General features: G+C 47.5%; 14 protein-coding genes and 2 riboswitches. Of the genes, 5 read left to right on the top strand and 9 right to left on the bottom strand.

Annotated features, from left to right (window positions below; translation table 11 throughout):
* Window positions 1-3 precede the first annotated feature (3 nt).
* Complete coding sequence (locus CP943_RS07970; RefSeq protein ID WP_020451145.1) at window positions 4-246, bottom strand: aspartyl-phosphate phosphatase Spo0E family protein; 243 nt, start codon at window positions 244-246, stop codon at window positions 4-6.
* 215 nt (window positions 247-461) lie between these two features.
* On the opposite strand from CP943_RS07970, the gene CP943_RS07965 reads away from it, so the two are divergent.
* Both CP943_RS07965 and fosB read left to right on the top strand, forming a co-directional pair.
* Window positions 462-782, top strand: a complete 321-nt coding sequence (locus CP943_RS07965) for a YkvA family protein (protein ID WP_020451144.1) — start codon at window positions 462-464, stop codon at window positions 780-782.
* The gene (gene fosB / locus CP943_RS07960) at window positions 769-1,233 is read left to right on the top strand and encodes a metallothiol transferase FosB (protein WP_026579806.1); all 465 of its coding nucleotides are present in this window, start codon (window positions 769-771) and stop codon (window positions 1,231-1,233) included. Before CP943_RS07965 ends, fosB begins: the two co-directional genes overlap by 14 nt.
* A 27-nt stretch (window positions 1,234-1,260) precedes the next feature.
* Here the strand turns inward: fosB and CP943_RS07955 are convergent, their stop codons facing one another.
* From CP943_RS07955 to CP943_RS07935, 5 genes are all read right to left on the bottom strand, one after another.
* Window positions 1,261-1,797 (bottom strand): 1,2-dihydroxy-3-keto-5-methylthiopentene dioxygenase, encoded by a 537-nt coding sequence (locus CP943_RS07955; protein ID WP_020451142.1) that lies wholly within the window; start codon window positions 1,795-1,797, stop codon window positions 1,261-1,263.
* Window positions 1,798-1,812: 15 nt separating this feature from the next.
* Entirely contained in the window at window positions 1,813-2,439 is a 627-nt protein-coding gene (locus CP943_RS07950; protein WP_105980909.1) for a methylthioribulose 1-phosphate dehydratase, read from the bottom strand.
* Window positions 2,400-3,098, bottom strand: coding sequence for a 2-hydroxy-3-keto-5-methylthiopentenyl-1-phosphate phosphatase (gene mtnX / locus CP943_RS07945; protein WP_105980908.1), 699 nt, complete (start codon window positions 3,096-3,098; stop codon window positions 2,400-2,402). The genes CP943_RS07950 and mtnX overlap by 40 nt, the downstream gene beginning before the upstream one ends.
* Window positions 3,095-4,312 carry a 2,3-diketo-5-methylthiopentyl-1-phosphate enolase gene (gene mtnW, locus CP943_RS07940; RefSeq protein ID WP_123032323.1) on the bottom strand — a complete coding sequence of 406 codons (1,218 nt, stop codon included), beginning with the start codon at window positions 4,310-4,312 and terminating at the stop codon, window positions 3,095-3,097. The genes mtnX and mtnW overlap by 4 nt, the downstream gene beginning before the upstream one ends.
* Window positions 4,313-4,395: 83 nt before the next feature.
* Window positions 4,396-4,495, bottom strand: a riboswitch (SAM riboswitch).
* A gap of 49 nt (window positions 4,496-4,544) precedes the next feature.
* Complete coding sequence (locus CP943_RS07935; protein WP_020451138.1) at window positions 4,545-5,735, bottom strand: pyridoxal phosphate-dependent aminotransferase; 1,191 nt, start codon at window positions 5,733-5,735, stop codon at window positions 4,545-4,547.
* Between the two features lie 95 nt (window positions 5,736-5,830).
* On the opposite strand from CP943_RS07935, the gene CP943_RS07930 reads away from it, so the two are divergent.
* The 3 genes from CP943_RS07930 (at window position 5,831) to mtnA (ending at window position 9,183) form a co-directional block, all read left to right on the top strand.
* Window positions 5,831-6,610, top strand: a complete 780-nt coding sequence (locus CP943_RS07930; protein ID WP_020451137.1) for a carbon-nitrogen family hydrolase — start codon at window positions 5,831-5,833, stop codon at window positions 6,608-6,610.
* A gap of 83 nt (window positions 6,611-6,693) precedes the next feature.
* A riboswitch (SAM riboswitch) is annotated at window positions 6,694-6,837 on the top strand.
* Window positions 6,838-6,919: 82 nt separating this feature from the next.
* Window positions 6,920-8,116: an S-methyl-5-thioribose kinase gene (gene mtnK / locus CP943_RS07925; protein WP_105980907.1), complete on the top strand. Its 1,197-nt coding sequence runs from the start codon at window positions 6,920-6,922 to the stop codon at window positions 8,114-8,116.
* A 5-nt stretch (window positions 8,117-8,121) separates the two neighbouring features.
* On the top strand, window positions 8,122-9,183 hold the full coding sequence (gene mtnA / locus CP943_RS07920) for an S-methyl-5-thioribose-1-phosphate isomerase (protein ID WP_020451135.1): 1,062 nt from the start codon (window positions 8,122-8,124) through the stop codon (window positions 9,181-9,183).
* Between the two features lie 6 nt (window positions 9,184-9,189).
* Here the strand turns inward: mtnA and CP943_RS22655 are convergent, their stop codons facing one another.
* The 3 genes from CP943_RS22655 to CP943_RS07910 all read right to left on the bottom strand — a co-directional run bounded on the left by CP943_RS22655 (window position 9,190) and on the right by CP943_RS07910 (window position 12,110).
* Entirely contained in the window at window positions 9,190-9,303 is a 114-nt protein-coding gene (locus CP943_RS22655) for a hypothetical protein (protein ID WP_023857319.1), read from the bottom strand.
* A 91-nt stretch (window positions 9,304-9,394) separates the two neighbouring features.
* Window positions 9,395-9,892 carry a methylated-DNA--[protein]-cysteine S-methyltransferase gene (locus CP943_RS07915; RefSeq protein WP_020451134.1) on the bottom strand — a complete coding sequence of 166 codons (498 nt, stop codon included), beginning with the start codon at window positions 9,890-9,892 and terminating at the stop codon, window positions 9,395-9,397.
* Window positions 9,893-9,899: 7 nt separating this feature from the next.
* On the bottom strand, window positions 9,900-12,110 hold the full coding sequence (locus CP943_RS07910; RefSeq protein ID WP_020451133.1) for a PAS domain-containing sensor histidine kinase: 2,211 nt from the start codon (window positions 12,108-12,110) through the stop codon (window positions 9,900-9,902).
* Between the last annotated feature and the right edge of the window lie 233 nt (window positions 12,111-12,343).

Genomic DNA, 12,343 nt, shown 5'->3' with positions numbered 1-12,343 from the left:
TCACTATGCCGTATATTTTTCAACGGTCAGACAGTCGATGCAGCCTAAAAAATCCTGCAGCAGATGGTCCGACGCATTTTCATTCATAGACAGTTTTTGATATTCATAAATTAATTGATCCAGCTCCTGGCTCCGCCTGATCGTTTCATCCCCTGTAAATCCATAGATTTCAGCGGCTTCAACCATCATTTGCCGCTTCTTGCTGATGGAAACGAGCAATGCTTCTTTTTCAACATAATTTTGCATACGCTTCACCCCTTACCGACATATCGTTTCTTAGAACCATCCAGATTTTGCGTACTTGAGCATTATTACAGATTATACTTATTTTGTAAACCTATTTCTCAAAAAATTATTTTGAAATCGAGTATAATAGAATTGTGGAATTAAAGGTGTAATACCCATCGATGAAATACGGCAAACACCTTTAAAAGAGTTCATGAGGATTGAAGGAGGTCTAAATGATGAAAAAACCAGTGTCAAGGCTCCGAACCATCTTTGCCGTGAAAGAAGCGTATTCAGGCCTCTTATTGTTTTTCAAGGCATTTAGAGCCTGGAGAAAGGGAGACTTCCCCTTATTCCCGAAAAAAACGATTTTACTGGCCGCGCTGGCATTGATTTATGTGCTGTCTCCGATCGATTTGATTCCCGATGTTCTCGCAGGTGTCGGCTGGCTTGATGACGCGGCTGTGCTCGCTTTTCTATTCAGGCAAATCACCAAAGAGCTGGACGGATTTGAAATACATCTAACGGGAGGAATAAACGGCAATGGCAAACAATAATATTCTCGGTATCAATCATCTCTTGTTTTCAGTCTCTGACCTGTCCGTCTCTATTTCATTCTATGAAAAGGTGTTTGATGCCAAGTGGCTCGTAAAGGCCGAGAAAACCGCTTATTTTGACCTGAACGGCATCTGGCTCGCATTAAACGAAGAGAAAGACATTAAGAGACAGGAAATCCATGACTCTTACACCCATATCGCCTTTTCGATTCAACAGGAAGATTTGCCGTTCTGGGAAAAGAAATTATGCGATTTAGGTGTAAACGTGCTAAAGGGCAGAAAACGGCATGAAGGCGACAAAGATTCAATTTATTTCTCAGATCCGGACGGCCATAAGTTCGAGCTTCACACCGGCTCTGTATTTGACCGTCTTCAATACTATCAAAATGAAAAACAGCATCTCTCCTTTCATGAAGGCCACATCAAGGCCCTTTATGACAGAAACAAATAAAAAAGCGTCCACACGGACGCTTTTTCATTATCGGCTCACACTCTCTTTCTCATAAATCGGCACCCAGCCCTCTGTCGTCACAAAGATTCTGACAGCCACGACTTTTCGGTCTTCCTGAAGCGTGAAATAATGGCGGGTGTTTTCAGGAACGGAGATCAAATCTCCCGGATTTAAGAGGACATCAAAAAATGTGCCGTCTTTTCCTTCTATCGCAAAGATGCCGTGGCCGCTGACGATAAATCTGACTTCATCGTCTGTATGATGATGTTCCTGTTTGAAATTTTTCAAGAGCTCATCGAGTTTCGGATTTTGGTCGGAAAGCGAGATGACATCGCTCGCTTTATAGCCGCGGCGTTCTGAAATGTCTTTGATTTCAGCGGCAAAGACGTCTAAAATCTCCTGTTTCTCTTCATCGGTCAAATCGTATTTTTCTTTTAAGCCGGCCGGCAGCTTTGTGATATCCCATTTTTCATAAATGACCTCCTGCCCCTTTAGAAATTGTTCTACTTCTTCCTGCTTTTCAATGGTCGTGTTTTGTTCATCATGGATTCGAATTGTCGCCATGCTTTCTCCCCCTTTTTAATTAACGTGGTAAGCCTGCAAAGCTTTCAGTTTTAAATGCCAGCTGAACAGGAATTCATACGCTTCAAGCATCCGCTTTGTCTCAAATGCCGTTTTTCCCCAGACGGTAATGCCGTGGCTGCGAATCAGCACTGCCCCTGAATCGCCTGAAAGGTGTCCGGCAAAATCCGCCGCCAAATCCGGAATATGAGCGCTGTTTTCGATAATCGGGATCGCAACCTCCGCATTTTCCTCCCAAAGACCGAGCGCCTTTATGATTTCCTGGCCTCTGAATGTCGCTTGCTTTTCTTTTGCGTAAAGCTCTGAGATGACATTGTTGTCAATCGTATGGACGTGAAGACAGCAGCCCGCGTTTGTATTTTGATAGACACGGGTGTGCAGCAGCGTCTCCGCTGACGGTTTCAGCGTATGTCCGGTCTCCGCCGGTCTCCCCTCTTCGTCCGCCAACAGAAAATCCTCCGCGGATGCTTTTCGCTTATCTTTTCCGCTTGCTGTGATGAGAAATCGCAGCGGGTCTTCTGATACTTTGATTGACAGATTGCCGCTTGTCGCAGGGAACCAATCCCTTTCCGCAAGCTCTTTTTTTACCTCGGCAAGTTCTTGCCATTTTTGCTCAGGGTCCATTCTTTCACCTCCGCGGTCTCTTCAAGTATTCGCTTTACATCACGGAAATCGCCGAATCCCGCATGCTTCAGGCCGAGCCCCTCACATTCCCGCAGCAAATAATCGCGCGCGATGCACAAGTCGGAACATTTGGCAGCTTCAACATCTGTAACAGAGTCCCCAATCATGACAACAAAATCGTCCCGGCCTTTCAGCCGGCGGATGATAGAAGGCTTGCAGCAGCCGCATTCATTTCCGCAGCTGCCGTCACACGGATACGGCCAGCGGATCTCGATATTGCGCCCTGAAAAGTCGGCCTCATTGCAGTAAATGCGTTCCTTTTCGACAATGCCTTCAAGCAGTGGATAGACGAAAAAGTCCATCCCTCCGCTCACGACGTAAAACGGAAGACCCTGCTCATCCAGGAAAGAGACAAACTCTGTAAACCCGGGGCGGATCTCGGCTTGTTTCAGTACATATCCCATAATGTCCTCCTTCAGGCTTGTCGGCAGCAATTGAAACATTTTGCCGACCCCGTCCTTAATCGATATGTCCCTGGACAGAACCCCGTCTTTTAAAGCGAGCCACTCTTCTGGAGCAAATTGTTTCATAATGCTGATGATGTTGTCGTTCGTTGTAATGGTTCCGTCAAAATCGCAAATGATAAGCGGCTGCTTCATACGGAAACCTCAACCCTTCCCCATTTTTCAAGGGCGAGCTTCAAATCGGGAGAACGCTTTGCTTTTTCTTCGACTGGCTCCGCTTCCAGGACGGCATCAATGATCGCCCGAAACGCTCTTCCTCCGCCTGCCGCTCCGTTTGGATGACCGTGAATCCCCCCGCCTGCGTTGATGATATGGTCAATGCCGAAGTCTTTCATCAAGAGCGGCACCATGCCGGGGTGAATACCGGCCGACGGAACGGCGAATGTCGGTTTAAAAACGTCTTCCTTCGTGCATTCATCATATATGGCAAGCGCATCCTGCTTCGGCAGAGCAACGCTTCCGTACGGTGAAGGGAACAGGCTGAAATCAGCACCCGCATACCGGTTGAGCTTGCCGAGCAAAAGCGAATGGGAAAAACCGTAATGCGGCGACGAAGTGAGTGCGCCGCTTACTGCCGGGTGCGCCATGATCGGCAGCGGGATGTCGTCGTCTTCCGCAAGGCTTTGCAAAACATCGAGCCCGTAGGCAAACACATTCAGCAGCAACACATCGGCTCCGAGCTCGGCTGCTTTTCTCGCCTTCGATTTCAGCTCCATTGTCCTGCCCGTCAGGTTGACGGCATACAGCGTTTTGCGCCCAGTTTCTTCAAAAGCTGCCTCAAGCACTTTTTTTCCTTCCGTGATTCGTTTTTCAAAGGGGGCACTGCCTGTTTCGAATAAGATTTCATCGTCCTTGATCAAATCCACTCCGCCGAGCGCCTGCTGTCTGAGCTGTTCCTTCAAGTCTTCCATATCGCGGCCGATGACGCCTTTAAAAATGCTCATCAACAGAGGCCTTTCAAATTCGCCGATTTTTTTCCGGATCCCGTATACGCCGAATTTCGGGCCCGGCAATGATTGTTTAAAAGACTGCGAAAACTCCAAATCCGCCAATTTGATTTTTCCGTCGAGAGACAGCTTTCCAAAAACGGTCGTCAGCACAGCGGGAATGTCGCTTGTAAAATTGGCTTCCGGATAAGCGATGGTGACCGTTGTCTGTTTTTCCCCCAGCGTGCTTTCTGTTTCTTCGACCTTGACGACGCGTCCTTTATGCTTTTTCAGCTGTTCCTGCTTTAAGAGCGGCAGATCTGTCCACGACCCGACCGTCAGTCCGATCGCAATTTGCTCGGCCCGCTTTTCTGCGTCACATCCTTGATCTGTCAAAACATATGTTGCCAAAAGTTCACTCATTCTGTAGCTCCTTCCTGCTTCATGCATATAAAAAACCTCTTTTGCTGCTTTAGCTAAAAGAGGTTTCGCATTTCAGGTTCGAATCCTTATCTCTCAGCGTCAGCTGCAAGAATTAGCACCGTGCTTAAAAAGTCGGTTGCCGGGCTTCATCGGGCTTGTCCCTCTGCCTGCTCTTGATAAGAATATTGATTTTATAAATTATTTTGAATTATCCCATCGTTTTTCCCGGTTGTCAATGACTGTGGCCGGTCTTTTTGAATATATTCAGCTTGGCAATGCGCGAAGCCGCTTCCCGGAGCCGCTCTTCGCTTGTCAAGAGGCCGACTCTCACATAGCCTTCTCCGTATTTGCCGAAGCCGATGCCGGGCGCTGTGACGACATTCGCTTTTTCGAGAAGCAGATCGGAAAAAGCCTCAGATGTATACCCGTCAGGGACAGGCATCCAGGCGAAAAAAGAACCTTGCGGAGCATCCGCGTGCCAACCGATTTCGCGGACCGCACGAATCCATACATCCCGCCTTTTTTCGTAGCGCTCATTTTGCTCCTTGACACACGCTTGGTCTGATAGAAGCGCGGCTGCCGCGGCGTCTTGGACCGCTTTAAAAAGGCTGACATACATATGGTCCTGATAAAGGTTCAGCGCTTCGATCACAGATGCGTTGCCAACTGCAAACCCGACCCGCCATCCAGCCATATTATACGTTTTGGAAAGCGTGTAAATTTCGATTCCTGTGTCTTTTGCCCCCTCCGTTTCGAGAAAGCTGACAGGCCTCTTGCCGTCGTAGCCGATCGCACCGTAGGCAAAATCGTGGACGACGCAAATTCCGTTTGACTTGGCAAACCGGACAGTCTCTTCGAAAAAAACAGGCGTGGCTTGGGCACCGGTTGGATTGTTTGGATAATTTAAATACATGAGCTTCGCATTTTCTTTCACTTCCTTCGGAATCCGGCTGTAGTCAGGCAGAAACTGATTGCCCGCTGTAAGCGGCATCGTTGCCATGTTCGCTCTTGCCAGCTCAACGCCCGACCAGTAGTCGGGATAGCCTGGATCGGGAACGAGCACGGCATCCCCCGGATTTAACAAACATTGCGGAAGCTCGACAAGACCGGCTTTTCCGCCGAACAATACAGCGACTTCGCGTTCGGGATCGAGCTCTACACCGTATTCCCTTCGATAGAACGCGGCTGCCGCCTCCTTGAGTGAACGGCTGCCGCGAAAGGAGGAATACTGATGGTTTTCAGGGTTGCGAACGGCTTGCGCCATTGTATCAACGATGTGATCAGGTGTCGGCTGATCGGGATTCCCCTGGCCGAGATTGATCACATCATGGCCGGCGGCGATTTTTTCATTCACCTTTTTCACCAAGGAAGCGAAAAACTGCTCAGGCAGCTGTTTCAGCACATCTGAAAGCTCAAATTTCATATGATTCACCCGCTTTTGAAAAATTCTTGAAATGATAGTCCATCATCATATATTGTTAAATGTAAAATGTAAAGAAAAAAATGAGGTGATCCAGATTGAAGCTGACAATTTCATGTCTGCAATTCGATATCGCATACGGCAATCCTTCTGAAAATTTTAAAAAAGCGGAGCAGCTGATCGAACAGGAAAGCCGGAAAGCGGATGTTCTTCTCCTTCCCGAGCTGTGGACGACGGGTTATGATTTAAAAAATCTCGGCTCCATCGCAGATGAAGAAGGCAGGCAAACGAAGAGATGGCTGCAGGAAACGGCAAAAGCAAACCGTGTCCATATCATTTGCGGCTCTGTCGCCGTTAAGAAAAAAAGCGGTGTGTACAATATCATGTACATCGCAGACAAAAACGGACATTTGATCAAAGAATACAGCAAAGCTCACCTTTTCCAGCTGATGGACGAACACCTCTATTTGTCAGCGGGCTCAGGCGACGGGAGCTTCGAGCTTGAAGGGATCCCGGCTGCGGGGTTTATCTGCTACGACATCCGTTTCCCGGAATGGATCAGAAAACATACGAAGGAAGGTGCGGGCATCATCTTTGTATCGGCGGAATGGCCGCTCGCCCGCCTCGATCACTGGCAAAGCCTTTTAAAAGCCAGAGCGATTGAAAATCAGTGCTTTGTCGCAGCCTGCAACCGAGCGGGAAGTGACCCGGCAAACGAATTTGCGGGTCACAGCATCATCATTGATCCGCTCGGCCGCACCCTCGCTGAAGCAGGGAGCGGTGAAGCCGTCATCAGGACCGAAATCAACCTCGGGGACATTGAAAAAGCGCGGGGGCAAATTCCGGTTTTTGAGGACATTCGCAGAGATTTATATTAAAAAAGTGTTGACAAGAAAACTGAGATGCTGGTAACATTTTCAGCAACTGACCGAACTGAAATTTCAAAATTTTATATTGATTTCTCTTATCGAGAGTTGGGTGAAGGACTGGCCTAATGACCCCAACAGCAACCGACCGTAATACCATTGTGAAATGGGGCGCGAAATTCTGCGCCGCTAGGGCACGGTGCTAATTCCATCAGACTTTGAATTCTGAGAGATAAGAGAGGCGAACGCGACAAATCAGCCTCTTTCTCTCGATGAGAAAGAGGCTTTTTTATTGTTAACGACATTTAGGGGGAATCACACATGACCGTAACGAAAACCGCAGCATACGAAACTTTGACCGAAAGCTCCGCGGCCGCGCTGGCCGTTCGCCTCGGGCTTTTTCCAAGCAAAAGCACCCTGACATGCCGGGAGATCGGGGACGGAAACTTGAATTTGGTCTTCCGCGTGTATGACAAAGAGCAGCAAAAAGGGCTGATCATCAAACAGGCGGTGCCTTATGCGAAAGTCGTCGGCGAAAGCTGGCCGCTGTCGCTTGACAGGGCGAGAATCGAAAGCAGTGCGCTGATCCGCCAAGCCGAGCATGTCCCGCACCTTGTCCCGAACGTGTACTATTCTGACACCGAGCTTGCCGTTACCGTATTGGAAGACCTTTCTCACTTGGAAATCGCCAGAAAAGGACTGATTGACGGGAAGGATTATCCGCACCTGTCGGAAGACATCGGAGAATTCCTTGGAAAAACACATTTTTACTCGTCTGAATATTCACTTGACCCAACAGTTAAAGGGCGGCTTGTGAAGCAGTTTACGAATCCGGATCTGTGCGATATTACAGAAAGCCTTGTGTTCACAGACCCTTTCTTTGATCATGAGACAAACGATTTCGAAGAAGAGCTTCGCGATGAAGCGGAAGATCTTTGGCGCAATGAAGCATTAAAAATTGAAGCGGCAAAACTGAAACAGCGCTTTTTGTCTGCAGAGGAAACGCTGATCCACGGCGACCTTCATACAGGCAGCATTTTCGCAAGTGAAGAAGCCGAAACGAAAATCATCGACCCTGAATTTGCGTTTTTCGGCCCGATCGGGTTTGACATTGGACAGTTTATCGCCAACCTGCTGCTGCACGCGCTTTCCCGCGAAGAAAACAGGCGGGCTCCTTTATACCGCCATGTCGAGACCGTCTGGCATACGTTCAGCCGGACATTCAGCGAAGCATGGGAAAACGATGCTCTTGACGCTTGCAAAAATGAGAAAGGACGCCTTGAATCAGTTCTGAAGCAGGCGTTTGAAGACGCAGCAGGCTTTGCCGGCTGCGAAATGATCCGCCGGACGATCGGCCTTGCCCATGTGGCGGACCTTGAAACAATCGTTCCGTTTTCCCGGAGAATCAGCCAAAAAAAGCTCGCCCTTAAAATAGGCGCAGCATTCATAGAAAAACGCAGTGGTTTCCGGACGCCAAAAGACTTGATTGAAGCGTTTCGGAACGCACTTAAGGAGTGAATGACATGCCTGAACAATTTGCGGTGCCCCGCTCTGTCGAATGGGAAGAAGCATCGGTAAAAATTCTGAACCAGCAAAAGCTTCCCGAAAAGACGGAATACCTGCACCTCACAACAAAAGAAGACGTCTATGATGCGATTCAAACGCTGAAAGTGAGGGGTGCACCTGCCATCGGCATTACAGCCGCCTTCGGACTCGCCCTTTGCGCACAAAGCATCAATACATCTGACGTTTCCGCGTTTCTGGTGGAACTCGGAAAAATCAAAGATGAACTCAATCAGGCAAGGCCGACAGCCGTCAATTTATCCTGGGCTCTCAATCGGCTGGTAATAAGTGCGGAGGACGCAAAATCGGTCAATGAAGCAAAAACAAATCTGATCCATGAAGCCATTCAGATCCAGGTTGAAGACGAAGAAACGTGCCGGCAAATCGGACAGAATGCACTGCATTTGTTCAAATCGGGTGACAGCATCATGACCATCTGCAACGCCGGCTCGATTGCGACAAGCAGGTACGGTACGGCCCTTTCCCCGTTTTATCTTGCCAAAACAAAGGACCTCGACCTTCATATTTATGCCTGTGAAACGAGGCCTGTCCTGCAAGGGGCGCGCCTGACGGCGTGGGAGCTTATGCAGGGGGGAATTGACGTGACGCTGATTACAGACAGCATGGCTGCCCATACGATGAAAGAAAAAAACATTTCAGCCGTCATTGTCGGAGCGGACAGGATCGCGAGAAACGGAGATACAGCCAATAAAATCGGAACATACGGCTTGGCAATCCTCGCCAAAGCCTTTCAAATCCCGTTTTTTATCGCCGCTCCCCTGTCAACTTTTGATGTTTCGATTTCATGTGGCGACAACATTCCGATTGAAGAACGCGATCCGGATGAAGTCAGGCTGATAAACGGAACGCAAATAGCTCCGCAAGAGGTGCCAGTGTTCAACCCTGCTTTTGATATCACGCCGCACGATTTAATCTCTGGCATCATTACGGAAAAAGGGATTATCACAGACAGGTTTGAAGAAGAAATTGAAGCGCTGTTTTCCGCTGAAGCCCTTACTTAGGCCGCTTTAGCGGATTTTAATCGATTTGATGATGTCTTTCTTCTGCTCTTCGGTCAACACGTGCAGCTTGACGAACAATTCCGCGTATCCTGCTATTTTGTTCGGGCGGTTCGTTTTCACTTATTCGTCCTCCTTTTTTACCAAGACCAACATTTTTAACTTAATAAAATTATATGTCGCTGACGAAAAAAAGAAACGGCGTGCTCGTATATTATTTTCCCTTATACGCAATATTTTCGATGTCGAGCAGCACCGCTTTTTTATCCGTTTCATTTCCGGAGTACCCCGTTAAAGAACGATTTTTGCCGATGACACGGTGGCACGGGATCAAAATCGGCAGCGCATTTCTTTTATTGGCCTGGCCGATTGCGCGAACCGCTTTCGGATTCCCGACGGCGCACGCGATATCTAAATAGCTCCGTGATTCACCGTACGGGATCAACTGCAGCGCCTCCCACACTTTTTTCTGAAACGGGGTTCCATCCTGGCGGAGAGGAAGGGTGAACGTCTTCCGCTCCCCCCTGAAATATTCTTCGAGCTGGCGCTTTGCCTCCTTCAACAATTCCGTTTCGGTCCGGCGAAGCTCCAAGCCGTCTTGCTGGAGCTGTTTTAGTTCATCTTTTTCAAATAGCAAATGCGTAATGTGGTGATTTTCCTCGACAATGTAAGCTTGTCCAAAAGGCGAGGTCATTTCAATATAAAAGCCCACGATGCGATTAAGCCTCCTCCTCATGATGCTGTCTGATCGGGAGAGTCAGATGGAATGTCGTGCCTCTCCCTTCTTCACTTTCAACTTCGATTTTTCCATTATGCTCTTCAATAATTTTATAACTGACCATGAGCCCGAGTCCAGTGCCCCGTTCTTTTGTCGTGTAAAAAGGTTCGCCGAGCCTCTTCAATTTGTCTTCTGTCATGCCGATTCCTTCGTCAGCAAGCGAGATAATGATATGGTCGTCTCCTTTCGGTTTGATCGACACATATACGTTGCCTCCGTCAGGCATCACTTCAATCGCATTTTTCAAAATGTTGATAAATACCTGTTTCAGCTGATTCGGCTCGCAATAAATCAGCGGAATGCCGCCTTCGCACTTCAGATGCATCTGAACGTTGTCAAGGTTTGCCTGTGCGTGCAGCAAATCCATTGTGTCCTGCATGATTTTGACGATATTTTTTTCTTCATACATAATCGCCTGCGGTTTTGCAAGGATGAGAAACTCCGTAATAATCGATTCAATCCTTTTGAGTTCTGATGTGATGACATTAAAGTAAAGCGCGTGATCCTCATTTTGGATGCTGCCTTTCAGCAGTTGGATAAATCCTTTTAGCGCCGTCATCGGGTTGCGGATTTCATGGGCAATTCCGGCTGCGAGTTCGCCGACGACGTGAAGGGTATCAGACTTGCGGAGCCGCTCTTCAAGCTCTTTTCGTTCTGTCACGTCTCTGAGCATCGCCAAGTTCATATTTTGAATGATATTTCTTTTAAATGAAAATTCAAGAATCCGTTTTTGGTCGCTCAGCAGGAATGGGATGTCATTGTCCATTTCTTCTAAGGAAATCGTTTTAGCGGGAGAAGCTGCGTTTTCTATATGATAGCCGGAGATGACATCAAGTAGATTGGACGTTTTCAGCTGTTCAAGAGGGGTGCTGAGAATTTTTCCGGCAAGGGGGTTCGCATCGATAATGTCGTACTGGTTGTTGAAAAGAACGATTCCGTCCATTGATCCGTTGAATACTTTTCTGAACTTCAATTCGCTTTCCCGCAATTCTTGTTCCATTCGTTTTCTGTCGCTGACATTTCTTAAAATGGTTAGGTCCTGGCTGTCGAACATGATCCGTTTTGACGTGAACTCAAGCTCTTTATATTGTCCGTTTGCCATACGAAACAGCAGTTCCGCCCGGATTTCCCCTTTTTGATCATACTGCTTTTGAATGGCATGGTACCTCTGGTCGGTTTGATCAATAAAATCGGTCATCTTCTTGTTGAGAAGCTGTTCCATCGGCAGTTCGAAGATTTTGCAGGCCGACTGGTTCGCTTTGACGATGCGGCCGTCGTTATTCATCAGTATAATGGCATCCATCGCATTTTCAAAGACTTCTCTAAAGCGTTCTTCGCTTTTAAACAGCTGTTTTTCCATCGAGCGCTTCTCGGTAATATCCCTCATAATCGACATGTAAAAGCCGTTTAAAATGTTCGAGGTTATCGTAAGCTCAAACAGCCGGTCTTCTCCTGATCTGAGCCGGACAGGAAGCTCCCCTTTTGCTTTCCCTCTTCTGAAAAGAGCATTCCAGATTTTATCGAGCCGCCCCTTGTTTTCAGGGGATACGAATTGAGACAGCTTCAGTTTTGAAAGCTCTGTTTTTTCAATTTCGAAGCTCTGGCAAAACGAATGGTTCGCATCGATGAAACAGCCTTGTTTATCAAAGATGACGATTCCTTCAACCGCGCGGTGAAACAAATCTTTAAACAGCTTTTCATTAATGGTGCGCTCCCGCTCCAATATTTTTTTCGATGAAATGTCCCTCATGACGACAAAATAGCAGTCTTCACCGATTCCTTTGCTTGCAGTAAACTCGATATATTTGACAGATCCGTTGTCAAGCCTGATGGCCACTTCTTTTTTCGCATATCCCCGCTCCAAAAAGCGTTGAATGCTCTGGTTCAGTTCATCCGGCGGGACGGCGTGCAGGAAGTCGAGCGCCGACCGGTCCAGCAAATTCTTTTTTTGGCTTTGCAGAATTTTGCAGGCGGCATCATTCGCCTGGATGATGTTCATCTGTTTATCCAATATAAAAATAGCGTCCAGCGTCCCGTTAAACAGCAGCTCATACTGATACAAATCCGCTTTCAGCTTGGCGTTCTCTTTCTTCAGTCTGTTCAGCTGGTTTTGCAGATTTAAGGATTCATTTAAATCAAGAGTTTCCTCCATTTATTACACTCCTTCTTGAAAACCTGTCCTCCAATTATTCTACAAACCGGAAAATCTTCCTTCATTTGTTTCGAACTTTTACAACCTTTCCGCCTATTTTACAGGAAGATGACGATATAAAAGTTCCTTACTGTTCAATTACATCGACCTAACAATAAGACTTAATGCATAGGAAAACACATGCTTTCTATTTTAAAATTTTAAAATGAGGCCAGACTGGTGGAAGACGTCAT

The sequence above is a fragment of the Bacillus paralicheniformis genome (genome assembly GCF_002993925.1).
In the GTDB taxonomy this organism is placed as follows: domain Bacteria; phylum Bacillota; class Bacilli; order Bacillales; family Bacillaceae; genus Bacillus; species Bacillus paralicheniformis.
Note: the sequence above shows the minus strand (reverse complement) of the source record. Positions and strands in the feature narration are given on the sequence as shown.